This is a genomic window from Variovorax sp. EL159, assembly GCF_900100965.1.
Taxonomy (GTDB): Bacteria; Pseudomonadota; Gammaproteobacteria; order Burkholderiales; family Burkholderiaceae_C; genus Variovorax.
In genome coordinates, this window is record NZ_FMUJ01000001.1 from 778,912 (window position 1) to 803,447 (window position 24,536).

Genomic DNA, 24,536 nt, shown 5'->3' on the forward strand with positions numbered 1-24,536 from the left:
CATGAGTATTTTTGAAGGTTTTCTTTCCACATCCGAAACGCTCGGCGCCTTCAGCGACCGCGCCTTCGTCGACGCGATGCTGCGCTTCGAGGCCGCGCTCGCGCGTGCGCAATCCGCCGAGGGGCTGATCCCCGAAAGCGCCGCGCATTCGATCGTCGGCAGCTGCAAGGTCGAGCTGTTCGACGTGGCCAAGATCGTTCGCGAAAGCGGCCGCGCGGGCAGCGTTGCGATCCCGCTGGTCAAGGCGCTGCGCGAAGCCGTGGGCCTCTTCAATGCCGACGCCGTGCCCTTCGTGCACTTCGGCAGCACCAGCCAGGACGTGATCGACAGCGCGATGGCGCTGGTCACGCGCGAGGCGGTGGCGCTCATCGAGACCGATCTGGCCAAGGCCGCCGACGCCTTGCTGCGCCTGGCCACCACGCACGCCGAAACGCCGATGCTCGCGCGCACGCTGATGCAGCCGGCCTCGGTCACCAGCTTCGGCTTCAAGTGCGCGGGCTGGGCTGCGCCGCTGGTGCGCAGCCGCATCCGCCTGCGCGACGCGGCGAAGCACGCGCTGCAACTGCAGCTTGGCGGTGCCGTCGGCACGCTGGCGCAGATGAAGGGGCAGGGCGCGGCCGTGCGCCAGCGCATGGCCAAGGAACTGGGCCTGGGCGACCCCGGCGCCACGTGGCACACGCAGCGCGACGAATGGGTCGCGCTCGGCTGCGAGCTGGGCCTCGTCACCGGCAGTCTCGGCAAGATCGCGGTCGACATCGCGCTGCTCGGCCAGTACGAAGTCGCCGAAGTCGCCGAGCCCAGCGAGCCCGGCCGTGGCGGCTCGTCGGCGATGCCGCACAAGCGCAACCCGGTGGCCTCGATGGTCGCCATTGCCGCCGCGCACCGCGCACCGCAGCGCGTGGCCGCCTTGCTCGGCGCCATGCCGCAGCAGCACGAACGCGCGCTCGGCGCATGGCAGGCCGAGCTGGCCGAATGGCCGCAACTGTTGATGTCGGCGCACGGCAGCGTGCGCGCCATGGCCGGCGCATTGCCCGGCCTGCAGGTCGATGCGGTGCGCATGCGCGCCAACATCGACCGCCTGCGCGCCGAGCTGCCGCGCGACGCGGCCGACGAATGGTTCGACCCCGCGCTCGCCGCCAACGCCGGCCACATCGCGCTCGCAGAAGTGAAAGCGCTGCAAGCCAAGCTCTCGGAAAACAACAAGGAACTCTCTCAATGACCGCCCCCGAAACCCCGCGCAACGACTACGAAGACGGCCTGCTCAACCGCCGCCGCGTGCTCGGCGATGCCTGGGTCGACAAGTCGCTGGCCAACCGCAACGAATTCAACGCCGAGTTCCAGGAACTGATCACGCGCCACGCGTGGAACGACATCTGGGGCCGCCCTGCGCTGGGCGACAAGACGCGCCGCTACATGGTGCTGTCGATGATGCTGGGCATCCACGCGTACGAAGAGTTCGCGATGCACGTGCGCGCCGCGCTCGACGGCCCGCCCGAGTCGCGCCTCACGCCCGAAGACATCAAGGAAGTCATCATGATGGCCGCCATCTACTGCGGCGTGCCGGTGGCCAACCATGCCTTCGGCATTGCCACCAACATCCTGCGCGAGAAGGGCCTGCTGCCCGCGGCACCAGCCCCGTCCCCGGCGCGGTGAACGCGCCGGTCGCCCCGAAGAAGGGCCGCTTCGACGTCAGCTTTACCTTGCTGCTGCCGCTGCTGCTGGCAGCACAACCGGTGGCCACCGACAGCTACCTGCCCGCGCTCCCCGCCATCGCGAAGGAGCTGGGTTCGGCCAGCACCAGCCTCACGCTGTTCGTGCTGGCCTTCGGCTTTGCGCAGTTGCTGTGCGGCCCGCTCGCCGACCGTTTCGGCCGCAGGCCCGTGTTGCTGGCCGGGCTCGCCTGCTATGTGATCGCGGCCTTCGGCGGTGCCTTCGCGGGCAGCGTGGCGGTGCTCGCCGGCTGGCGCACGCTGCAGGGCTTTTCGATGGCGGCCATCCTCGTGTGCTCGCGCGCGGCGGTGCGCGATCTCTATCCGGCGCACGAAGGCCCGCACGTCATGGCGCGCGGCCTCACGGGCCTGGGCATGGTCGGGCTGGTGGCGCCGCTGCTGGGTGCGTGGCTGGTGCAGGGCGCGGGGTGGCGCTGGGTGATGGTCGCGATGGCGGTCTACTCGCTGCTGCTGTTCGCGCTGTGCTGGCGTTCGTTCGGCGAAACGCGCAAGCCGCTGGCCAATGGCGAATCGTCCGCGCCGCGCGGCAGCACGCGCGCCGTGTTCGCCAGCCGTTCGTTCCGCGCCTGGGCCTCGGTGGCGGCCGCCACCTATGGCGGGCTGTTCTGCTTCCTGCTGCTGTCGCCCATGGTCTACATCGGCTACCTCGGCTGGTCGCCCGCCATGTATGGCTGGATTCCGGCCGGCGGCTCGCTGGTCTACATCTTCAGCACCACCATGTGCCGCAGCCTGCTGCGCCGCTTCGGGCCGGTGCGCACGGTGCGGCTCGGCGCCTCGCTGAGCCTGACAGGCGCCGTCATCCAGGCGTTGGGCTGCTGGCTGATGCCGCTGAGCGCCGTGCCCCTGCTCTTCGGCCATGCCGTGTACTGCCTGGGCCACGGCATCCACCAGCCCTGCGGGCAGGCGGGTGCGGTGGGCGACCTGCCGCATCTGGCGGGGCGGGCCGTGTCGTGGTCGGGCTTCGGCATGATGATGGTCGCCTTCTGCGTGGGGCAACTGGCCGCGCGTTTCGTCGATGCAGATTTCTCCCGTGGCGCCTGGCCGATGGTCGTGCCGATGCTGCTGGCAGGCAGCGTGCTGATGGCCATTGCGTTTTTGTGGCTGCCGCGTCTTCATCAACATCCGATAAAGGAAAGCTCACCATGACCCGTTTGAATGTCGTTCGCGAGGGCGATGGCCCGATCGTCGTGCTCAGCCATGCACTCGGTTGCGATCTCCACATGTGGGACGGCGTGGCCGCCCAGCTGGCGCGCGCCCACACGGTGATCCGCTACGACCACCGCAACCATGGCGCGTCCGAGGTGGTGCCTGGTGCGCTGCGCATCGAGACGCTGGCGCAGGACGCGGCCGACCTCATCGCGCGCGAGGCGGACGGCGAGCCCGTGCACTTCGTCGGCCTGTCGATGGGCGGCATGACCGCGCAGGCGCTCGCGGTGCGGCACCCCGAGCTGCTCAAGACCATGGTGATCGCCAACTCGGCCGCCCACTACCCCGACCAGAGCCCCTGGCGTGCGCGCGCCGAGACGGTCAACGCCAAGGGCGTGGCCGCCATCGCACCCGGCGCCGTGGCGCGCTGGCTCACACCGGCCTATGCCGCCAGGCCCGAAGGCGCCATCGCGGCGAAGAAGCTGCACGACGTGCTGGTGCACACCGACGCGCAGGGCTACATCGAGAGCTGCAACGCCGTGGCGGCCATCGACTTTCGCGACAGCAACCACCGCATCGCCGTGCCCACGCTGGTGATCGGCGGCTTGCAAGACGAGGCCACGCCGATGGCCATGTCGCAGGCCATGGCCACGGCCATTCCGGGCGCGCGCCTGGCCACCATCGACGCGGCGCACCTGAGCGCGGTCGAGCGGCCGGCAGAGTTCACACAGCTGCTGATCGATTTCTGGCGCAGCCTTTGAGGCTGGCGAGCGGGGTACCGACCCTAGGTGTATCCCGTATTTCGTTCGAATAATGGACGATTGCGTTCGATAATCGATCATAAGCGCCTTGAATTGATTGTGGCGCGGCCCGGGTGTTCCTAAAGTCCACCCCCATGCATCGCTCCATCGCCACCGTGTCGCTCAGCGGCACCCTTCGCCAGAAACTCGAAGCCGTCGCGGCCGCGGGCTTCGATGGCATCGAGCTGTTCGAGGCCGACTTCATCAACTTCAAGGGCACCGCCACCGAGCTGCGCCGCATCGCTGCCGACCTGGGCCTGGCCATCGACCTCTACCAGCCCTTCCGCGATTTCGAAGGCATGCCCGAGCCGCAGTTCCGCCGCAGCCTGGAGCGCGCCGAGCGCAAGTTCGACCTGATGGAAGCCATGGGCGCGCCGATGGTGCTGTGCTGCTCCAACACCTCGCCGCTGGCCATCAACGACCCGGCGCTGGCCGCCGCGCAACTGCATGAGCTGGCCGAGCGCGCCGCGCGCCGCAACCTGCGCGTGGGCTTCGAGGCGCTGGCCTGGGGCCGCCACACCTCGCGCTATGGCCAGGCCTGGAACATCGTGAAGAGGGCGAACCACGCGCACCTGGGGCTGATCCTCGACAGCTTTCACACGCTCTCGCTGAAAGACGATCCGGCGGGCATCGTCGACATTCCGGGCGACAAGATCTTCTTCTTGCAGATGGCCGATGCGCCGCTGCTGTCCATGGACGTGCTGCAGTGGGCGCGCCACCACCGCTCGTTCCCGGGGCAGGGCGATTTCGACGTGGTCGGCTTCTTCGAGAAGGTGCTGCTGGCGGGCTACACCGGGCCGCTGTCGCTGGAAATCTTCAACGACATCTTTCGCGAGACGCCCAACCGCCGCACCGCCGTCGATGCGATGCGCTCGCTGCTTTATCTCGAAAGCGAAACGCGGCAGCGGCTGGCTTCAGCTTCAGCTTCGACGAAGGCACCGGCGCAGCCGCTGCGCGTCGAACTGTTCCATCCGCCGGCGGTGCCTGCGCTCTCGGGCCTGTCGTTCATCGAGTTCGCGGCCGACGAGGCTTCGGCCCAAACGCTGGGCACGCTGCTGCGGCAACTGGGCTTTCGCCGCGTCGGGCAGCACCGCTCCAAGGCCGTGACGCTGTACCGGCAGGGCGAGACAAACCTCATCGTCAACGCGCAGCCCGACTCTTTTGCACGCAACCGCTTCGACGCGCATGGCACCTCGGTCTGCGCGCTGGGCGTGCGCTGCGCCGACCCGCTCGCAGCCGTGGGCCGTGCCACCGCCATGCGCTCGCAGAGGCACGACAGCCCGGTCGGCCCGAACGAGATGCGCGTGCCGGCCGTCGTGGCGCCGGGCGGCAACCTCATTCACTTCGTGCCCGAGGCGCTGGGCCCGAACGGCCTGTACGAGGCCGACTTCATCCTCGAAGAAGACGGGGCGGGCGATGCGGCCAACGACGCCGGCCCGCTGCGCATCGACCACGTGGCACTCGGCCTGGCGCTCGACCAGCTCGACACCTGGGTGCTGTTCACGCGCGCCGTGCTCGGCCTGGAGCCCGGCGAAAGCCTGGAGCTGGCCGACCCCTTCGGCCTCATCCGCAGCCGTGGCGTGGCCAACGCAGACCGGCGCCTGCGCCTCGTGCTCAACGTGTCGCTGAGCCAGCGTACCCGCACCGCGCGCACGCTGAGCGTGACGGGCGGCGGCGCGGTGCACCACATTGCGCTGAGCTGCGAAGACATCTTCGATTCGGTCGCGAAGCTGCGCGCCAACGGCACGCGCTTCGTGCCCATCTCCGACAACTACTACGACGACCTTGCGACGCGCATCGACATCGCGCCCGAGCTGCTGGCGCGCATGCGCGCGGCGGGCGTGCTGTTCGACCGCTCGCCGGCCGGCGACTACCTGCATACCTATACCGAGAGCTTCGAGGGGGGACTGTTCTTCGAGGTCGCGCAGCGCGTCGGTGCCTACGACGCCTACGGTGCCCTCAACGCACCGGCGCGCATGGCTTCGCAAGCGCAGGACTGATTGATTTTTTTCGTCAACACTGGAGACACAACACATGGCCAACACCACAGCCCATGAGCCGCAAGGCAGGCACCAGTCGAAGAAGGCCGCGGCAAGCGGCTGGATCGGCTCGGCGCTGGAGTACTACGACTTCTTCATCTACGCCACCGCCGCGGCGCTGATCTTTCCGCAGATCTTCTTTCCCAAGGGCGACCCCAAGACCGCCATCATCGCGTCGCTCGCGACCTATGGCGTGGGCTATGTGGCACGCCCCATCGGCGCCTTCGTGCTCGGCCACTGGGGCGACACGCACGGGCGCAAGCAGGTGCTGGTGCTGTGCATGTTCCTGATGGGTTTCTCGACCGTGGCCGTCGGCCTGCTGCCGACCTACGATCAGGTCGGCCTGCTGGCCCCCGTGCTGCTGGTGCTGCTGCGCCTCGTGCAAGGCTTTGCAGTGGCCGGCGAAATCTCGGGCGCCAGCTCGATGATTCTTGAGCACGCACCCTTCGGGCGTCGCGGCTTCTTCGCGAGCTTCACGCTGCAGGGCGTGCAGGCCGGCCAGATCCTGGCGGCCGCCGTCTTCCTGCCGCTGGCGCACTACATGCCCGAAGAGGCCTTCAACTCGTGGGGCTGGCGCATTCCGTTCCTGCTGAGCTTCCTGGTCATCGTGGCCGGCTACATCATCCGCCGCGAGGTCGATGAAACGCCGGCTTTTGCCGAAGTCGACAAGAAGGGCGAAGTGGCCAAGGCGCCGATCGTGCAGGCCTTTACCGACAGCTGGGCCGACATGCTGCGCGTGGTCTGCATGGCGCTGATGAACGTCATTCCGGTGGTGGCCACCGTGTTCGGCGCGGCCTATGCCGTGCAGGCCGCCTACGGCATCGGTTTCCAGAAAGACGTGTACCTGTGGATTCCGGTGCTCGGCAACATCCTCGCCGTGCTGGTGATCCCGTACGTGGGCAACCTGTCGGACCGCATCGGCCGCCGTCCGCCGATCATCGTGGGCGCGCTGGCTTCGGGCCTGCTGTCCTTCGTGTACCTGTATGCCATCAGCATCCGCAACGTGCCGCTGGCCATTGCCATGTCGCTGCTGATGTGGGGCATCGTCTACCAGGGCTACAACGCGACCTTCCCGAGCTTCTACCCCGAGCTGTTCCGCACCCGCAACCGCGTGTCGGCCATGGCCATCTCGCAGAACGTCGGCACCACCATCACCGCGCTGCTGCCTGCGCTGTTCGCCGCCGTGGCGCCTCCGGGCTCGACCAACGTGTGGTTCACCGTCGGTGCGATCACCTTCGCGGTGACCGTGCTCGCGGCCCTGGCAGCCATGAGCGCACGTGAGACCTACCGCATCCGCATGAACGACCTGGGCAAGCCCGATGCCGTGCCGGTCGACAAGCAGGAGTACGACCGCCTGCGCGAGCAGACGCTGGTCAATGCCCGCATGGCCAAGGCCTCTGCCTGAAAACCTTGCCGGCGCAAAGGCTTGTGGCGCCGTGAAGAATGGCGCCATGACCTCCCACCTGAAGATCGATTTCGTCTCCGATGTGTCTTGCCCCTGGTGCGCCGTTGGCCTGAGTTCGCTCGAAACGGCCATCCAGCGGGTTGCGCCGGATGTGTCGGTAGAGCTGCACTTCCAGCCTTTCGAGCTGAACCCGCAGATGCCGCCCGAAGGCCAGGACACCTTCGAGCACCTGAACCAGAAGTACGGCTCCTCGCGCGAACAGCAGGCGCAGTCGCGCGAGATGATCCGCCAGCGCGGCGCGGCCGTGGGCTTCGAGTTCAGCGCCGAAGGCCGACCCCGTGTGTACAACACCTTCAACGCGCATCGCCTGCTGCATTGGGCCGAGCTTGAAAGCCCCGCCAAGCAGGCGGCGCTGAAGAAGCTGCTGCTGAAGGCCTACTTCACCGACAGCCAGAACCCTTCGGACACCGAAGTGCTGGTGCGCGCCGCCACCGAGGCCGGGCTCGACGCGGCACGCGCCCGCGAGATTCTGGCAAGCGACGAGTTCGCGGCCGAGACCCGCGAGCGCGAACGCATGTACACCGACGCCGGCATCCACTCGGTGCCCGCGATCATCATCAACGACCAGCACCTCATCTCCGGTGGCCAGCCGGTCGAGGTGTTCGAGCGTGCACTGCGGCAGATCGCCGGCGCTGCACCATCGACCCTGTCCACGGCCTGACCAGGCGCTGAAAACGGCAGCAACTTTGCTCGCCGTTACGAACGTAAAGAGCGTCAACGTGGAGCACTGCACGGTGGTTGAGGAGAGCATTCCCAGCCACCGTTACCGTCAGGAGCTCCAATGAAGAAGAAAAGCCTACTGTCCGCCACCGCCGCACTGGTCCTCATGGCCGCGGCTTCTCTGCCCGCGCTGGCGGACGAATACGGCAAGCATCCTTTCTACCTTCACGCCTTGTCCGACCTGCGCACGGCGGCATGGCAAGTCGATCACCGCCGCCCTGAAGACGGACAGGTCTCGCAAGACGAGATGGTGGTGCACGACGAGATCAACGCCGCCATCGGCGACCTGCAGCGCGCCGCATGGCTCGACGGCAAGCCCGTCGAATGGCGCGAACCCACCGACGTCTGGCTGCCGCGCGAAGGCCGCCTGCATGCCGCCATCGACCTGCTGCGCAAGGTGCGCTCGGACGTGGCGCGCGAAGAAGACGACCCGCGTTCGCGCCCGTTCCAGCAACGCGGCCTGGCGCACGTCGACGTGGCCATCAACGCCGCGCAGCACGCCATCGGCGACGTTCGCCGCCACGACATGCGCCGGGAGTGATGCCCGTGACCGCCTCGACAGCCTCTGGCCTGTCTTTGCATCGGCGCGCATCGCTCGCGCTCGGTGCCTGCGCGCTGGCGCTGCTTGCAGCCTGCGCCACTGCGCCGGGTAACCAGCGCCCGCTGGTCTCGGTCTCGCTGCCATCCGCGCTCGCCAACGAAGCCACGCGTTTGCGCTGGCTCGATCGCGTGAGCTGGGGCGCCAACGCCAGCAGCGACGCGCAGCTCACGCAACGCGGCCTCGCCCTGTGGATGCGCGACCAGCTCAACCCGCGCCCCGTACCGCTGCCGCCCGCCGCGCAGGCGCAGATCGATGCGATGACCATCTCGCACACGCCGCTCGACCAGCTCGTGCTCGGGCTCGAAGCCCAGCGCAAGGCCGCCGATGCGTTGCCCGACGAAGAGCAGAAGAAGACCGCGCGGCAGGCCTACCAGCAAGAGCTCAACAGGCTTGCACGCGAGGCGCAGCAACGCTTCGTGCTGCGCGCGCTCTATTCGCCGAACCAGCTGCAGGAGCAGATGACCTGGTTCTGGATGAACCACTTCAACGTCAACCTGCGCAAGGACAACATCCGCGCGATGGTGGGCGACTATGAAGAGAACGCCATCCGCCCGCATGCGCTCGGCAAGTTCCGCGACCTGCTCGGCGCCACGCTGCACCACCCGGCGATGCTGCGTTATCTCGACAACGCGCAGAACGGCGCCAACCGCATCAACGAGAACTACGCACGCGAGCTGATGGAGCTGCACACGCTGGGCGTGGGCAGCGGCTACTCGCAGGCCGACGTGCAAGAGCTGGCGCGCGTGCTCACCGGCGTGGGCGTGAGCTTTCAGCCGCTCGATGCGCCGCCACCCAACGTGCGGCCGGCCGTGCGCGCGGACTACGTGCGCAGGGGCCTGTTCGAGTTCAACCCGAACCGGCACGACTACGGCCCCAAGACGCTGCTGGGCCAGCCGATCCAGCGGCATGGCCTGGCCGAGGCTGATGAAGCGCTCGACCGCCTGGCGCGCGCGCCGGCCACCGCGCGCTTCATCTCGCGCAAGCTGGCCGTGTACTTCGTGGCCGACGAGCCGCCGCAGGCGCTGGTCGATCGCATGGCTGCTGCCTTCACGCGCAGCGATGGCGACATCGCCATCACGCTCAAGGCCCTGTTCGAGTCGCCCGAGTTCGCCGCGTCGCTGGGCCACAAGTTCCGCGACCCGGTGCACTACGTGATGGCCGGCGTGCGGCTCGCGTACGACGACCGCGTGGTGCAGAACGTCGGCCCGATGCTGAACTGGATCACCCGCATGGGCGAGCCGCTGTATGGGCACGAAACGCCCGACGGCTACCCGCTCAATGAAGCGGCCTGGGCCAGCGCGGGCCAGATGAACACGCGCTTCGAAATAGCGCGCGCCATCGGCGCCAACGGTGCGGTGCTGTTCCGCACCGACGACAAGGCACCGCTGGAGAAGCCGGCCTTTCCGCAACTGGCCGACTCGCGCGCCGTGCGTGCGATGCAGGGCGGCCTGGGTGCGGACACGCGCGAGGCGTTGGCGCAGGCGAAGAACCCGCAGGAATGGAACACCTTCCTGCTGGCCTCGCCCGAGCTGATGCGCCGCTGATCGAGGTATTTGGGTTTTTCTCCCTCCCCCGCTGGGGGAGGGCAGGGGTGGGGGCAAGCGGCGCTCGATAAAGCGCCAAGGCAATAACAAGCGCCGCCGTGCCCCCATCCCAACCTTCCCCCAAAGGGGGAAGGAGCAAGGCAAGAAGAAAGGACACCGTCATGCAACGTCGAGAACTCTTGAAGCTCATGGCCGCCGCCCCCTTCGCGGGTGCCGCCGGCCAGTTGATGGCCGCGCCCGCGGCCGAAGGCGCCAAGCTGCTGGTCGTGTTCTTGCGAGGCGCCTACGACTGCAGCAACCTGCTCGTGCCGACCTCCAGTGACTTCTATTACGCCTCGCGCCCCAACATCGCCATCGCGCGCCCCGGCCAGCCCAACGGTGCGCTGCCGCTCGACAGCAACTGGGGCCTGCACCCCGCGCTGGCGCAGAGCGTCATGCCGATGTTCCAGCAGAAGCAAGCGTCGTTCATCGCCTTTGCCGGCACCGACGACCTCACGCGCAGCCACTTCGAAACGCAGGACTCCATCGAACTGGGCCAGGCCCTCGACAAGCGCCGCGATTACCGCTCGGGCTTTCTCAACCGGCTGGCCGGCGTGCTCGGCGCGGGGCCGATCACCGACGTGTCGCCCATCGCCTTTACCGACCAGTTGCCGATCTCGCTGCGCGGCAACGCCAAGGCCGCCAACATGGCGCTCGCGGGCAACGCGCGCTCGGCACTCGACGCAAGGCAAAGCCAGGTCATCGCGGCCATGTACCGCAACACCTCGCTGGCACAACCCGTGGCCGAAGGCTTCCAGGTGCGCGACGAAGTCATGCGCGCCGTGCAGGCCGAGATGGACGCGGCCAGCCGCAACGCCATGACCGCCAAGGGCTTCGAGCTGGTCGCGCGCCGCATGGCATTGCTGATGCGCGACCGCTTCGACTTGGGCTTTGTCGACGTCGGCGGCTGGGACACCCACGTGGGGCAGGGCGCGGGCACCGGCTACCTGGCCAACCGCTTTGAAGAACTGGGCCGCGGCGTCGCCGGCTTCGCGCAGGAGATGGGCGACGACGCGTGGCGCCAGACCGTCGTGGTCGTCATCAGCGAGTTCGGCCGCACCTTCCGTGAGAACGGCAATCGCGGAACAGACCATGGGCATGGCACTGTCTACTGGGTACTTGGCGGTGGACTGTCAGCGCAGGCGGGCGGACACATCGTCGGCGAGCAACAGGCGCTGACGCAGGCCACGCTGTTCCAGAACCGGGACTATCCGGTGCTGAATGAATACCGGGCGGTGTTTGGCGGGCTGTTCAAGCGGATGTATGGGTTGTCGCCTGCGCAGTTGGGGAAGGTGTTTGATGGGGTGGCGCCGAAGGATTTGCGGTTGGTCTAGAACTCGCTGCCGACGTTGATTGCGAACGCTCGGCCCCCTTGCATCTCGAGATAAGAGCATCCACTCGGCGATTCAGGGGCGAATCCGCGAAGACACGCAGGAACGAGGCGGCAACAGACTCCTTCTGTGAGGTTGGTAGCTCTGCTCCGGCGTTGGCGTTCAAGGGCGACCATCGTTCCAAATTGGAGTTGTCCAACTGGCAGCTTGATCTCGGTAGCGCGATCGCAGCATTGCATCTTTTGATTCCTCCGCTTGCCGTATCCTCCCGGGGAAAGTCAGAGCGGAGATTTGATGTCAATTGCCACTGTAGGCCAAGCCAAGTATGAGTATCAGGACTTGGTTTGCCTCGAGTTCATTTTGAGATTCCTGAGTACAGGAGTCATATGTTTTATCGAACCGACTGGCGGAGAGGATGCGACATTCCAGATCACTTTTGAAGGGATTCGATTCAACATCGAACTTCAGGTGAAGGGGGCCAGGAGCAAGGCTGCGGCCGTTGATCTTCCGATACTTGCGGAATATCTCGCACATTTTCCGGCACACCGAAGCAGCGAATTTTTGTTGGAGCGTTTGAGCGCTGACGCTCATCGTGTCGTTGTTCTAGTGTGCGCGCAACGCGCCAAGGATGATTGCGCTGACTTCACCATGCTCAAAGATTGGAATGGTGAATTTCACAAACCCAACTCGATCTCGTCAGAAACTACGACCAAGCTGCTTGAGGCGATTTCGGTTGCGAAATGCGATGGTGTCAAAGGAAGTAGACAGCGAGTTTTACGGGAGAAGGCTGTAAGGGAGTTTGCCTCTTCTGCTTCGACGACCAGCGTGCGTCGGTCATTGGAGCGTTTGATCCTTCTAGATCAATGGGCAGAACGAGAAGTACGCAGTTCCTTGGAGCATCTCATACGCGCGCAAGGAGGCATTGCGGGCGATATGGTGGGGGATGTGCTGAGTCGATTGCTCAGGTGTCTCGTTTCAAGAAAGGCGCTGGACGTTGATGTAGTCCCCGAGATTCGCCGAATCCTCTCTGATGCAAAGTCCCCGTCCATTGCTCCGCGCGATTACGTTCATCGAGGGCAAGAGCAAGTTTGGCGGGATACGCTTGCTGAAGAAAGGGTATTGCTACTCTCCGGACCACCAAGATGCGGTAAATCTGAGGCCGCCTGTTGGACTGCTGCGCAACTTGAGAATTTGGGTTTCTCATCGAAACGTACCAGTAGCATTGAGCATGCCGAGCGCATTCTGCTGGATGAGGGAAGCGGGGCTGCTGTCATAGTTCTGGATGACCCCCTTGGGGCGATGCACAAAGATGATGTGACGGTTCTGAGAACTCTTCGTCACCTCGAAGAACTTGTGCGGAATGTGCCAGCAAATCGTCGATTGGTCGTCGCCCAATCGCAAGAGCCACTTCTGGCAGCTACGCGCATGCAGCGATTGACCGACGTGAAAATTGCCGGCCACACATGCCGCGATCTAGGCATCTTCAAGATCGAGTTTCTGCTCGATGTGTGGAAATCCTGCGCGGCGATGTATCGAGTTTCTGCGAAATTGGCCACATTGGTCAGTGATGGGCTGCGGGCGGGGAAGTTCACATTCGCCCCTGGGGTATTGAGTCATATCGCAGCCAACTGTGATGAACTGGAAGACCCTGCCAGCGCAGCCGATATCGAGCGTTTGGCTCAGCAGTCTGCTGTGCAATTTGGCGTTACGTTAGCAGCCAACCAGGCCTCTGAGGGGTTGATCGCCGCACTTGCGATCGGAACATCTGAGATTGATGCAATTTCGGAACGAGAGTTGGCGTACATCCTTGGTGAGGGAGGAAAACTTAGAAAGCCAGACAAGCTCATGTCATTTGTCGGGTATGGAGGCGAGACGGAGAAGCCAGTTCTGCCCGACTACGAGAGCTGTCCAAGTCTTCCGAGCGGTGCGAAGGGGGAGTTAGTCAAACTCGATAGACATCGGGTTATCTCGCGATCCGGTGATCGCGGCGTTCTGTTCTCTCATCCTTTTTATCGAGCTGCTGCGCGTAGCGTTGTTGAGAGGAGCACCGCGAGCCAGAGGGAAGAGCTGCTGAATGCGGTGCGACGCGGCCTCTTCTCATTGTCGGCACCCGCTTCAGCCGCAGTCGCGCGAAACCTCCCGTGGCTCTACAGGGAGTTGGGCTCGGCAATAGATATCCGAGAAGATCTGGTTCAGGAAGCGAAGGACGGTCTCGACTCATATTTCCTAACGACGCGTGATCTGTGCTATCGGTTCCTGGTGCACCTGGCACACGAGTTTCCGAAGATGTATGGCGAGCAGTTACCTAGCTGGGTGGAGTCGGCGAGGTACATCGACATCGTTGGATTGGCTTGGCAAGGAAAGTTCGCGTTTGTGCCCGTTGGGATGATGCTGTCCGGTTTAGAGCTGTTTCTGGAGGGCCATCGCGTGCCTCTTGAAAAAGACGTTGCACAAACCGTTTCGTCAATGGAAGTTGGTGATGAGCTTCCAGACATGCGCTCTGCCACCGAGTTGCTGCGGTTCTATAGAGGACATCCCGAGAGGTTGAACTCAAAGATACTTTCTCGGCTGTTGAGTTATGACGCGGGGGTTGTTCGGGCAGAAGCCGCAGATCTGTGGCTTCGACTGGATCGGGCGCACGATGAGGTCTTGCTTGGACGACTGGCTCGAGACGCTCATCCTCTTGTAGCGGCACGCGCTTGTCGAAGCTCATTGGAGGCTTGGCATCGGTACTCAGATGAACGCAAAGCCCAAGTGTTGGGACTGCTCAATGGCTACGTTTTGCAGCCAGAGACTGCAGCTGTAGTGCTGGACGAAGCACTCAGATTTTTCAATGACGATGAGCAAGCTAAGCCGAAGCCTTGGCACGCTTATCAGGAGTTGGTCCCGAGCGCACTGCGCGCATTTCCCGTCGGCTTTCGTCTGTCGGCCGAGCGCTTGTACAGCTCGGCACGCCAAGCCTTGAAGAGGATGCCCTGCGAGCAGGCGCAGTCTTTAGCTGGTGCGTGGGTCGAGTGGCTTGAGAGGCAATTGAACAGCGGTGAGCTTCCAGACGACTATGCGTTGGGAGTATGGGACGGTGTTGCTGCTGCCGCCAATTTTGCTGCTGAAAAAAGACTTGAACTGTTGGATCGGATCCTTTCTTTCCCAGCTACCGGCTATGCACTTGTTTTCATGGCCGATGTGGTTGATGAATGGCCGTCTCTCTCTTTCGAGGAGCGCCGTAGTGTGTTGGCTGTGCTTTCCTCAGATCGGGCTGACGTGGCTTGGCTCCGGGCGGCGGCTGTTACCCGTAGAGAGGTTCCGGCAGAAGTTCAGCAGGTCGTGCTTGGTGCTGAAGATGCGCTCTCGTGGGCACCCGATCGACTCATCAAGCACATTCCCGATAGGCTCTTGGTCGCGTGCACTTTCCTTCACTGCGGCAGCCCTCAGCCACTTTGGTATCTTGGCAAGCACCACAGATCAGAAGTTTGGGCAGAGGTCGTCTCGCACATCGCGCGTCGACCGGACCATGCATTGTTTGAAGCTTGCTTTGTCGAGGTGGTTCACGGTAGTGAGGAGGTTAGGCTCAACGCCGTGGCGGCTGAACTGGCTACCTCTTACGCGTTGAATGCCTTCAAGATCATGGTCGATAGGAAGGTTGGCGTTACAGGTGAGTGGCACCGGCAAGCAATCGATACATTCCTGCAAGCCGCTGACCCGACGACTCTGGCCGATATGCAGGCGCATATGGTCGCAAAGGCGCCCGTAGTTCTAGATCATCTGAGCGATATTGCGGACTGGACTTCTCATCGACCTACACAGCAGGTCTTGCTATCTGCTTTCCCCGATGACATGTCGCTTCTCACTGGTCTGAGGCGGCTTGGGGACGATCACGGGGGAGAGCTGGGCCCCGATGAAGTGCCAACAGTTCTAGAGCTTCTGCGTGATAAATCTCCGAAGCTCCATCAAACATACGGCAGGGTTCAGGATGTGCTCAAGTCGGCAGGAGCAAGGAAGTCGGTCGTTGACGAGGTGGATGCCAAGCGGCGAGCTGCGGTGCGCGCGAAGTATGCCGCTATTAAATCCATGCGACTCGTAGATACGCGGGGCCTGATGGGGTGGGTTGGACCCGGCTCACGCTGATGAGGTGGAAGACAGTCAGCCAAGCTCAGAGTCTTCAACGCACTGGTATTGGCCCCTCAAACTTGACGGCCGCTATAGTCCCCGCGTACATTGCCTCCGCCTCGCAATGAGCGAGGCCGGGTTTGGCGGCCCGATGACATCCTGCGACGAAACTTGGAGGCCCCATGGCCAATGCTTCAAATGCAGGCACCGACGCCGGCTGCTCTTTCGCGTCCTATCGACCCGCCGCCCAGTTCAAACCCTTCGAGTGGGTTCAAGGCGACTTGCTCGACCCTTCCCAGCAAACCCAAGCCGCATTCCTGAACGACGCACGCGACGTGGTGCAAGGCGCGCAAACACTCATCCAGTTGCTCGCCTGGGATGAAGACCGGCGCGATGCCGCTGCGTCCGATGCAGACCCCGCGCCGCTTTTCGATGCCAGCCAGCGCGGCTCGCTGCAGCGCCTTCTCTCGGCAACGCTGGGCCTTCTTCACGCCCGCATCGAAGACCAGTGCGAGGCACTGTCGTGACGCGGTAGCACCTTCACATCGCCGGCATCCTGTCGACCTTCGGCAATGCCGGATCGAGAAAATCCCACGCATGCCCGCGCACCGCATACGTGACCACTTGCGGCCTGTACCGCCCCGGATCGTCGAGGCTTCCGGCGTGCACGACGAAGACGCCGGAGTTGGCGGGGAAGGTCAGGAACACCGGCGAGCCGCAGGTGGGGCAGAACGCCCGGGTCTTGACCTTGCCGTTGTCGGCGACCATGTCCCACAGCGTGACGTGGCCGCGGTGCTTCACGCCGCTGCGTGCAAACGCGAGGTACGAGCCGTGGCCGGTGCCGCTCTTTTTCTGGCAGTCGCGGCACTGGCATTCGTTCTGGAAGATCGGCTCGCCTGAAATTTCGTAGCGCACTGCGCCGCATGCGCAACCGCCGGTATAGGCTTTCTGGTTCATGGCTCTGGTCCTTTCGACATTGCTTTGTTTCCAGCGGGCTGTCTGGCTGGCTGGGTGTAAGCAATCTAGTCGGGCAAGCGCTCGGCGGTGAGTAACAAGTTCGTCGCGAATCACGCCGGCCGGCATGGACACCGGCGCTGCGGCGAAATCGCATCTGCCTGTCTATCTACTCGTGCCTGCCGACTCGACGTTGAAGGCGTACTGCTCCGCAACGCTCACAGCCTTGCGCGAGCTGGTGTGAACCGACCCTTCTTTCGTCCAGAGAAACGGAAAGAAGTTGAAGCACTGGTCTGCCCCGATGTTCTTCATGTCGGCTTCCCAGCCGCTCCAGCGGGTGTCGGCATAGAAGACCTGCAGGCGGTCGGTCGAGGCCCATTCGAGGAAGTCGCTGTAGCCGATTTCCAGCGACTCCCATGCGAGGGTGTCGGGTGCCCGGTAGTACATGGCGCCGGCGTCTTCGCCGAGGCCGCCGCCGTTGAGGGCAAAGAAGCCGCCGACCACGTCGTCGGCCACGAGCAGGAAGCCGGACGAGCGCTCCTTGTTCCAGTCGACGATGTTGCGGGCCAGCCTGGGATGCCCCGAGCCCAGCACGCGCAGCCATCCGTGGTCGATGAGCAGGCCGCCGGTGTCGTGCGCCACCGCGCCCATGGTCGAGCGCGTGGTGACCTGGAGCGCCAGCAGCACGCGCGCCCGGTCTTCGAGCGACGGGGCAAGAATTTCGAACGGGTGGCTGGCGCCCGCGGCCCATTCCTGGATGAGGGGGAGGGCGGCGTCTTCGGTGTCGATCAGTTCCTGCAGCGTGCGCATAAGACCTTGGTTTAGAAAAAATGGTTGGATGTAGCGAGAAAGAATTGTTAATTCAGCGGCTTCCACTTTGAAGTTCTTACAACTTCAGCGCCGTTCATGCCGCTTTCAGACGGTAAAGTTGCCCGCTTCCGGTTTCGGATTGTCCGCGGCCTTTTCTCCCCACCGCCTCCCCGCTTTCCCCGCTCGCTCCTCCATGTCCAACCTCATCGTGCACGGCGGTACGCCGCTGCGTGGCCGCGTCACACCCTCCGCCAACAAGAACGCCGTGCTCCCGGTGCTCTGTGCCACCCTGCTCACCTACGAGCCCTTGCGCCTGCATGGCGTGCCCGACATCACCGATGTGCGCAAGATCCTCGACATCTTCCGCACCCTCGGCAGCGACGTGCACATGGACCACGAGACGGGCACGCTCGAGTTGCACCACCGCGAAACGGTGTTCGACGCGTCGCTGCACCGGCTGCCTGAAGAAATGCGCTCGTCGATCATGCTGGTGCCGCCGTTGCTGGCGCGCTTCGGCGTCGCGCGGCTCGAAGACAACGTCAAGGGTTGCACGCTGGGCGTGCGCGAGATCGATCCGCACGTGGAGGTGTTCCAGCGCTTCGGCGGCAAGGTCGAGCGCACCGAAGGCTCTTTGCTCGTGCACAGCGACGGGCGGCTGACGCCGACCGACCACTGGCTCGACTACGCCTCGGTGACCACCACCGAAAACTTCGTGCTGTGCGCGGCCGCCGCGGATGGCACTTCGACGCTGACCAATGCCGCGTCGGAGCCGCACGTGCAGGAGTTCTGCCGCTTCATGAGCATGATCGGCGTGCGCATCGAGGGCATGGGCACGTCGCGGGTGACGGTGCATGGCGGCGGCGCGCTGAAGGGCGGCGAGTTCCGCTTCGACGAAGACTTCCACGAGATCACGACCTTCCTGGCGCTGGGCGCCATCACGGGCGGCGACGTGGTGGTGCGCAACAGCGCACCCGACAACTTTCCGCTGCTCGACCGCACCTTCGCGAAGTTCGGCGTGCAGATCACGCACGAAGACGGCTGGTCGCGCGCGATCCGCACCGGTCCGCTGAAGGTGCAGACGCCGTTCACGAGCAACGTGCTGACCAAGGTCGAGGCGGCGCCGTGGCCTTACTTTCCGGTGGACCTGCTGCCGATCTTCATTGCGCTGGGCGTGCGCGCGCAGGGCAATGCGATGTTCTGGAACAAGGTGTACGACGGTGCGCTGGGCTGGACGGGCGAGCTGTCGAAGTTTGGCGCGCACGTGTTCTCGTCCGACCCGCACCGGCTCATCACTTTCGGCGGCAATCCGCTGACGCCGGCGGTGGTGGAGAGCCCCTACATCATTCGCGTGGCGATCGCGCTCTTCATGGTGGCGGCGAGCATCGAGGGCCGCTCGGAGATCCGCAACGCCACGCCGATCCGCCGCGCGCATCCGCGCTTCGTCGAAAACCTGCGCAGCCTGGGTGTGCAGGTGGAGTGGACCAGCGAGGAGTAAGCAAGTACAGGGCGCGGTTCAGCGATCGTTCGCACCTGCCCTGAACATCGCGACGCGGAAGGCGCTGTCAGTCAGAGCCCCGGCACGGGGTTGCGCCCATCGCCGGGCACGTAGCGGCCCTTGCGGTAGCTGTAGACCACCGTGCGGTCGACGGTCTGCACCCGGTTGCTGGCATTGGTCGTCTGCGCGCCGCTGAACACGATGCGCATGTCGCCCGGCTCGTCGTCGGTGCCGAGCACAAACTCCGGCGTGCCATCGACGTCGAAGCAGCTGCCGCGCGGCGGGGTGTCGGGGCGTTCGTTCTTCAGCACCTGTTCGCAGGCCTCGTCGGCGCCGCTGTTCGTTGCCGACAGCGGAATGCCCGTGACCAACTCGTGCACGGTGCCCGTGCCCAGCTCGTAGACCGAGAACCAGGTGCCGCAGCTGCCCTGCCAGCAACTGCCGCTGGTGGTGGTCAGCACGAAGCGCTGCGGCGCGATGCGCTCGACCTTCGTCTGGCCGATGTTGCCCATGAAGCCGAGGTAGTCGACGCCGTCGCTGCGCTTGGCGAGCGTCCATCCGTCGGTGCCCTGCTCGAAGAAGTAGGCGCCGATCCAAGCGCCCGATACGTGGCCGTTGATGGGCTGGCCCTGGTCGTCGAGCGGCACGGTCTCGGTCAGCATCACGGCGTGCGTGTCGTCCAGGCGCACGACTTCGCGCGGGGTGATGTCGGCCTCTTGCTCGCCTTCGCTGCCTTTCACGGGCTTGCCATCGTTGCCGATGTCCGGCAGCTGCACGGTGCCGCTGCGGCTGTCGTCCTTGTCTTCCCAGCCGGGGAAGACCAGCGCCATGAGTTCGCCCCGCTTGAGCGTGGCCGCAAGGGCAGGGCCCGAGGGGGCGGGCGCGGCTTGCGTGGTGGGGGCGGCCGGCGCGTCGGGTGCCGTGGCGGTGGAAGAGGCACTGTCTTCCTGGGAGCAGCCGGCCATGCCGACGAGCGCGGCAATGGCGCCTGCGCGCAGGGCACGCGAGAGGGCGGGGCGGGAGGCAGGCGGACTGTGCATGGCCGCAATTGTGCCCAAGCCGAACGGCATGACCCCGCCGCCAAGGCGACCACCGGCTTGGCGGGAGAATGACCGGCATCGACACACAAGGAACCTTTCGCATGACGACGCTGAAGCAAATTCTCGGTACCGAACTCCCCTTGATCCAGGCGCCGATGGCCGGCGTGCAAGGCAGCGCGATGGCGATTGCGGTCAGCAATGCAGGAGGGCTCGGCTCGTTGCCCGGCGCCATGCTGAGCGCCGACACCATGCGCAGCGAACTCGCCGCGATCCGCGCCGGCACCGACAAGCCCTACAACGTCAACTTCTTCTGCCACACCCCGCCCGAGCCCAGCGCCGAACGCGAGGCCACGTGGCGTGCCGCATTGGCGCCGTACTACGCCGAGTTCGACATCGACGCGGCCAGCATCCCGGCCGGGCCGGGCCGCAACCCCTTCAGCGCCGAGGTGGCGAACCTGCTGGCCGAGTTCAAGCCGCGTGTGGTGAGCTTTCATTTCGGGCTACCGTCCGAGGCGCTGCTGGCACAGGTGCGCGGCTGGGGCGCGAAGGTGCTGGCATCGGCCACCACGGTCGACGAGGCGCTGTGGCTCGAAGCGCACGGCGCCGACGCGGTCATTGCCCAAGGGCTCGAAGCGGGCGGGCATCGCGGTCACTTTCTCTCGCACGACCTGACGAAACAGCTCGGCACTTTCGGGCTGCTGCCGCAGGTGGTGCGCGCCATCAGGCTGCCGGTGATCGCGGCCGGTGGCATCGCCGATGCGAATGGCGTGGCTGCGGCCATGGCGCTGGGCGCGGCGGGCGTGCAGGTCGGCACCGCCTACATGCTGACGCCTGAAGCCACGACCAGCGCGCCGCACCGCGCGGCGCTCAAGAGCGAGGCCGCGCGCCACACGGCGCTGACCAACCTGTTCACGGGCCGGCCGGCGCGCGGCATCGTCAATCGCGTGATGCGCGAGCTGGGGCCCATCGGCGCGGCGGCACCGGAATTTCCGTTGGCCACCTCGGCCATCGCGCCGCTGCGCGCCAAGGCAGAGGCCAAGGGCAGCGGCGATTTTTCTCCGCTGTGGTCGGGCCAGAACGCCACGGGCTGCCGCGAGGTGCCGTCGGCCGAAGTGACGCGTGCGCTGGCGCAAGGCTTTTCCACATCGCTCTGAATAAAGCGCCCCATGACCCAACTTCATTTGCCCCTCAAGTTCCTGGAACACGCCGCGCAGCCCCAGGTGCGCGAACCCTGGCTGCTGGTGCTGATGCACGGCGTGGGCAGCAACGAGCAGGACCTGTTCGGGCTGGCGCGGCTGATGCCGCCGCAGTTCCATGTGTTGAGCCTGCGCGCGCCCTATGTGCTGTCGCCCGACGCCTATGCGTGGTTCGAGTTCCAGATACTGGCCAATGGCGAGCGCCAGATCAACGAAGAGCAGGAGCGCGAAAGCCGCTTCCTGGTCGGCGAGATGATCGCTTCGGCCGGCAAGCAACTCGGCGTGCCGGCCGAGCGCATCGTGGTCGGCGGTTTCAGCCAGGGCGGGATCATGGCGCTGTCGCTGCTGCTGACCCAGCCTGCGAGCGTGCGTGCCGCGATGGTGTGGCACAGCCGACTGCTGTCGCAGGTGGTGCCGCACATCGCGCCGCGCGAGGCCTTCGAGGGCAAGGCGCTGTGGGTGAGCCACGGCAGCGCCGATAACGTGATCCCGCCCAGCGCCGCGCAGGCCACGCGCGAGTTGGCGCGCACGCTGCCGCTGGCGTTGTCGGGCTCGGATTTTCCGGGCGCGCACGAGATCCGCCCGGCCGAGCTGCAGGGCACGCTGGCGTGGCTGCAGTCGCTCAGCGCGCCAGCAGGCGCGCCATGACCATCGTCTGCATCTCGCCGACCCAACAGTCGCAATCGTCACCCTCGGGCTGCACCAGCAGCCGGTAGCGCCGGCCGCCCCAGGCGGCAGTCAGCAGTGCGTGGATGGTGGCGGGCGAGGGCGGCGGTTGCAGGTCCTTGCAGGCCGCGAAAGCCTGCAGCCAGCGCGCCGCGAGTTCGTCGTACACCCGGCGGTGGTGCTTGGGCTCGGCCACGCGGTGTTCGAGCATCAGCATCTCGTGATCGAACGCGGGCAGGCCTTCGAGTTGCGAGTCGCAGGTCAGGCGCACCAGCCGTTGCACCCGCTCGCGCCACGCGAGGTCGGTGGGCGCAGTCACTTCGGCATCGATGCGCGCGAGCAGCGCTTCGATGCAATGGCGCACATAGCCCGAGAGCAGGGCTTCCTTGTCGGGAAAGTAGTCGTAGAGCGTGCCGACGGCAATGCCGGTTTCGAGCGCCACGGCGCGGGTGGTCACGCCCTCCCATCCGTGCGCGGTCCAAATCCGAACAAAGGCGTCGTAGATCGCCTGCACGGTGAACTTGCCGCGCGCCTGCGTGGGGCGTTTCAGGGGCTTGGAGCGGGGTGCGGCGGGCATCGACTGGTTTTCCGAACCCGTCGCGGGACGGGGCGCCATACAGTTTGCGAATGAACAACGCATTCACTTTAACCCGCCTCGAAACGCGCAAGAACGCACTCGGCACGACCCGTGTGCTGACCACGCCCGACGACGGCACGCTGCAGCCCGGCGAGGTGCTGATGAAGATCGGCCGCTTCTCGCTGACCACCAACAACATCACCTACGCGGCCTTCGGTGACGCGGTGATGAAGTACTGGCAGTTCTTTCCCACCGGCGATGCCGATTGGGGCCACATGCCGGCCTGGGGCTTTGCCGACGTGGCGGCGTCGAACGTGGAAGGCGTGGCCGTGGGCGAGCGCTTCTACGGCTACTTTCCGATCGCGAGCCACCTGCGCATGCAGCCGGTGCGCGTGACGGCGCGTGGTTTCTACGATGGCGCGGCGCACCGCAGCGAGCTGGTGTCGGCCTACAACCAGTACATGCGCTGCAGCAACGACGCGGGCTACGTCGCCGAGCTGGAGAACTACCAGATGCTGGTGCGCCCGCTCTTCATCACCTCGTTCATGCTGGCGGACTTTCTGGAAGACAACGGCTTCTTCGGCGCCAGGCAGGTGGTGGTGTCGAGCGCATCGAGCAAGACGGCCTTCGGCACCGCGTTCTGCCTCGACAAGCGCGAAGGCCTGCAACTGATCGCGGCCACTTCGGCAGGCAACCGCGCGTTCGTGGAAGGGCTGGGCTGCTACGACCGCACCCTGAGCTACGAAGAGATCACATCACTGCCGGCCGGCGTGCCCACGCTCTATGTCGACTTCTCGGGCAACGACGATTTGCGCGCCACCATTCACCATCACTTCGGCGACGCGCTGGTGTACGACTGCTATGCGGGTTCGGCGCAGAAGACCGAGTTTCTCGGCAACACCGATGCGCTGCCCGGCCCGACGCCCCAGCTCTACTTTGCGCCCGTGCAGATCCGCAAGCGGAATGCCGACTGGGGCCCCGAGGAGGTCAACCGCCGCTTCAACGCAGCGCAGGGAAACTTCATCGCCGAGTTGAGCCGGCCCGGCAACCGCTGGATGACGCTGGTGCGCGGCGAAGGCTTCGCGCATGCGCAGGCGGTGATCGCGAACCTGCATGCAGGCAAGGTCGATCCGCGCGAGGCGCACGTCATCGCGATCGGCTGAACTTCCGCGCGGTCGGCGCGTCACAGTGCGTTACGAGGACACGGCCGTGGTGCGGCCTTTATTGGTGCACCATAGCCCGTCTGCCACTGCAGCCTTCGCAAAAGGAACCGACTCCATGTCCGACAGCGACACGCGCGACGCCCCCGAATTCAGACCCCGCCGCGAGGCCCCCATGGGGACCATCGTCGTCATCGCCCTGCTGGTGCTGGCGGCGGCCTTCTTCGGCTGGCGCTGGTACCAGCAGCAACAGGTCAAGCCGCCCGAACCGGCGCCGGTCGCGGCCGCGCCGAACGATGTGCCCGCGCCGCCGCCGGCCGCGGAACCCACCGGCCCGCAGAACCCGGTCGATGCGCTCGCGCCGCCCGATGCGGCCTTGCCCAAGCTCGCCGAATCCGATTCGCGCGTGATGAAGGCGCTGTCGGAGCTGCTCGGCGGCAAGAACGCGAGCACCTTCCTGCGTTCCGACGACATCGTGCGGCGCTTTGTGGCCACCATCGACAACCTCACGCGCGAGCATGCGCCCGCCAGCGCGTGGCCGGTGCAGCCGACGGGCCAGCGCTTCATCACCGAGGGGCCGCAGGGCGGCACGCAGACCATCGCGGCCAGCAATGGCGCGCGCTACAACGGCATCGTGCTGCTGGCCGAGTCGGTCGATCCGGCGAAGGCGGCGGCGGTGTACGCCAAGCTCTATCCGCTGTTCCAGCAGGCGTACGAAGAGCTGGGCTACCCGGGCCGCTACTTCAACGACCGGCTCATCGCGGTCATCGACCACCTGCTGCAGGCGCCCGAACCCTCGGGCCCGGTGCAGGTTAGGTTGATCGAGGTGAAGGGCGACGTGCCTTCGACGCGGCCGTGGGTACGCTACGAGTACGTCGACCCCAAGCTGGAGTCGCTGTCTTCCGGCCAGAAGATCATGGTGCGCCTGGGCCCGGAGAACGAGCGCAAGGTCAAGGCCAGCCTGCGCGGGCTGCGCCAGCAGATCGCCACGGCGGACATCGCCAAAAAGAAGAAGCAGTGATGCTGCTTCGGCCATCGCCTCCACGGCGATGGCGATGGCTGCACCCGGCGGAGTGACCGCGCCGCGTGTGCGCGGCGGGTCAGCAGGTCCGCAGG

21 protein-coding genes are annotated in these 24,536 nt (G+C 65.5%); 17 read left to right on the plus strand and 4 right to left on the minus strand.

What is annotated here, in order from left to right; translation table 11 throughout:
* Position 1: 1 nt before the first annotated feature.
* The 12 genes from pcaB (at position 2) to BLQ28_RS03770 (ending at position 16,049) form a co-directional block, all read left to right on the plus strand.
* The gene (gene pcaB, locus BLQ28_RS03710; RefSeq protein WP_093237185.1) at positions 2–1,219 is read left to right on the plus strand and encodes a 3-carboxy-cis,cis-muconate cycloisomerase; all 1,218 of its coding nucleotides are present in this window, start codon (positions 2–4) and stop codon (positions 1,217–1,219) included.
* Entirely contained in the window at positions 1,216–1,653 is a 438-nt protein-coding gene (locus BLQ28_RS03715; protein WP_093237186.1) for a carboxymuconolactone decarboxylase family protein, read from the plus strand. Before pcaB ends, BLQ28_RS03715 begins: the two co-directional genes overlap by 4 nt.
* A complete protein-coding gene (locus BLQ28_RS03720) occupies positions 1,650–2,876 on the plus strand; it encodes a multidrug effflux MFS transporter (RefSeq protein WP_093237187.1) in 1,227 nt (408 codons plus the stop codon). Before BLQ28_RS03715 ends, BLQ28_RS03720 begins: the two co-directional genes overlap by 4 nt.
* Positions 2,873–3,637, plus strand: coding sequence for an alpha/beta fold hydrolase (locus tag BLQ28_RS03725; RefSeq protein WP_093237188.1), 765 nt, complete (start codon positions 2,873–2,875; stop codon positions 3,635–3,637). The genes BLQ28_RS03720 and BLQ28_RS03725 overlap by 4 nt, the downstream gene beginning before the upstream one ends.
* Before the next feature lie 134 nt (positions 3,638–3,771).
* Positions 3,772–5,676, plus strand: a complete 1,905-nt coding sequence (locus BLQ28_RS03730) for a bifunctional sugar phosphate isomerase/epimerase/4-hydroxyphenylpyruvate dioxygenase family protein (RefSeq protein ID WP_093237189.1) — start codon at positions 3,772–3,774, stop codon at positions 5,674–5,676.
* A gap of 34 nt (positions 5,677–5,710) precedes the next feature.
* Positions 5,711–7,120, plus strand: coding sequence for an MFS transporter (locus BLQ28_RS03735; protein WP_093237190.1), 1,410 nt, complete (start codon positions 5,711–5,713; stop codon positions 7,118–7,120).
* 46 nt (positions 7,121–7,166) lie between these two features.
* Positions 7,167–7,841: a DsbA family oxidoreductase gene (locus tag BLQ28_RS03740; RefSeq protein ID WP_093237191.1), complete on the plus strand. Its 675-nt coding sequence runs from the start codon at positions 7,167–7,169 to the stop codon at positions 7,839–7,841.
* A 120-nt stretch (positions 7,842–7,961) separates the two neighbouring features.
* Positions 7,962–8,441: a hypothetical protein gene (locus tag BLQ28_RS03745; protein WP_093237192.1), complete on the plus strand. Its 480-nt coding sequence runs from the start codon at positions 7,962–7,964 to the stop codon at positions 8,439–8,441.
* Positions 8,441–10,045 carry a DUF1800 domain-containing protein gene (locus BLQ28_RS03750; RefSeq protein WP_093237193.1) on the plus strand — a complete coding sequence of 535 codons (1,605 nt, stop codon included), beginning with the start codon at positions 8,441–8,443 and terminating at the stop codon, positions 10,043–10,045. Before BLQ28_RS03745 ends, BLQ28_RS03750 begins: the two co-directional genes overlap by 1 nt.
* Positions 10,046–10,206: 161 nt before the next feature.
* Positions 10,207–11,418 (plus strand): DUF1501 domain-containing protein, encoded by a 1,212-nt coding sequence (locus BLQ28_RS03755; RefSeq protein WP_093237194.1) that lies wholly within the window; start codon positions 10,207–10,209, stop codon positions 11,416–11,418.
* A gap of 291 nt (positions 11,419–11,709) precedes the next feature.
* Positions 11,710–15,540, plus strand: a complete 3,831-nt coding sequence (locus tag BLQ28_RS32465) for an nSTAND3 domain-containing NTPase (RefSeq protein WP_143012404.1) — start codon at positions 11,710–11,712, stop codon at positions 15,538–15,540.
* 164 nt (positions 15,541–15,704) lie between these two features.
* Complete coding sequence (locus BLQ28_RS03770) at positions 15,705–16,049, plus strand: hypothetical protein (RefSeq protein ID WP_093237197.1); 345 nt, start codon at positions 15,705–15,707, stop codon at positions 16,047–16,049.
* Positions 16,050–16,062: 13 nt separating this feature from the next.
* Here BLQ28_RS03770 and BLQ28_RS03775 read toward each other — a convergent pair whose 3' ends face one another.
* A complete protein-coding gene (locus BLQ28_RS03775) occupies positions 16,063–16,479 on the minus strand; it encodes a GFA family protein (protein WP_093237198.1) in 417 nt (138 codons plus the stop codon).
* A 162-nt stretch (positions 16,480–16,641) separates the two neighbouring features.
* Positions 16,642–17,286 carry a DUF2625 domain-containing protein gene (locus BLQ28_RS03780; protein WP_093237199.1) on the minus strand — a complete coding sequence of 215 codons (645 nt, stop codon included), beginning with the start codon at positions 17,284–17,286 and terminating at the stop codon, positions 16,642–16,644.
* A gap of 193 nt (positions 17,287–17,479) precedes the next feature.
* Between BLQ28_RS03780 and BLQ28_RS03785 the strand changes: the two genes are divergently transcribed.
* Positions 17,480–18,781 carry a UDP-N-acetylglucosamine 1-carboxyvinyltransferase gene (locus BLQ28_RS03785; RefSeq protein ID WP_093237200.1) on the plus strand — a complete coding sequence of 434 codons (1,302 nt, stop codon included), beginning with the start codon at positions 17,480–17,482 and terminating at the stop codon, positions 18,779–18,781.
* 71 nt (positions 18,782–18,852) lie between these two features.
* Here BLQ28_RS03785 and BLQ28_RS03790 read toward each other — a convergent pair whose 3' ends face one another.
* A complete protein-coding gene (locus tag BLQ28_RS03790; RefSeq protein ID WP_143012405.1) occupies positions 18,853–19,821 on the minus strand; it encodes a hypothetical protein in 969 nt (322 codons plus the stop codon).
* 101 nt (positions 19,822–19,922) lie between these two features.
* On the opposite strand from BLQ28_RS03790, the gene BLQ28_RS03795 reads away from it, so the two are divergent.
* Together BLQ28_RS03795 and BLQ28_RS03800 are read left to right on the plus strand one after the other, a co-directional pair.
* The gene (locus BLQ28_RS03795) at positions 19,923–20,975 is read left to right on the plus strand and encodes an NAD(P)H-dependent flavin oxidoreductase (RefSeq protein WP_093237202.1); all 1,053 of its coding nucleotides are present in this window, start codon (positions 19,923–19,925) and stop codon (positions 20,973–20,975) included.
* A 12-nt stretch (positions 20,976–20,987) separates the two neighbouring features.
* Entirely contained in the window at positions 20,988–21,665 is a 678-nt protein-coding gene (locus BLQ28_RS03800; RefSeq protein WP_093237203.1) for an alpha/beta hydrolase, read from the plus strand.
* Here the strand turns inward: BLQ28_RS03800 and BLQ28_RS03805 are convergent.
* A complete protein-coding gene (locus BLQ28_RS03805) occupies positions 21,640–22,260 on the minus strand; it encodes a TetR/AcrR family transcriptional regulator (protein WP_093237698.1) in 621 nt (206 codons plus the stop codon). The two genes, BLQ28_RS03800 and BLQ28_RS03805, sit on opposite strands and share 26 nt — an antisense overlap.
* A gap of 50 nt (positions 22,261–22,310) precedes the next feature.
* On the opposite strand from BLQ28_RS03805, the gene BLQ28_RS03810 reads away from it, so the two are divergent.
* Both BLQ28_RS03810 and BLQ28_RS03815 read left to right on the plus strand, forming a co-directional pair.
* Positions 22,311–23,423, plus strand: a complete 1,113-nt coding sequence (locus BLQ28_RS03810; protein WP_093237204.1) for a DUF2855 family protein — start codon at positions 22,311–22,313, stop codon at positions 23,421–23,423.
* 115 nt (positions 23,424–23,538) lie between these two features.
* Positions 23,539–24,441 (plus strand): DUF3014 domain-containing protein, encoded by a 903-nt coding sequence (locus BLQ28_RS03815; RefSeq protein WP_093237205.1) that lies wholly within the window; start codon positions 23,539–23,541, stop codon positions 24,439–24,441.
* The last annotated feature ends 95 nt before the right edge of the window (positions 24,442–24,536 follow it).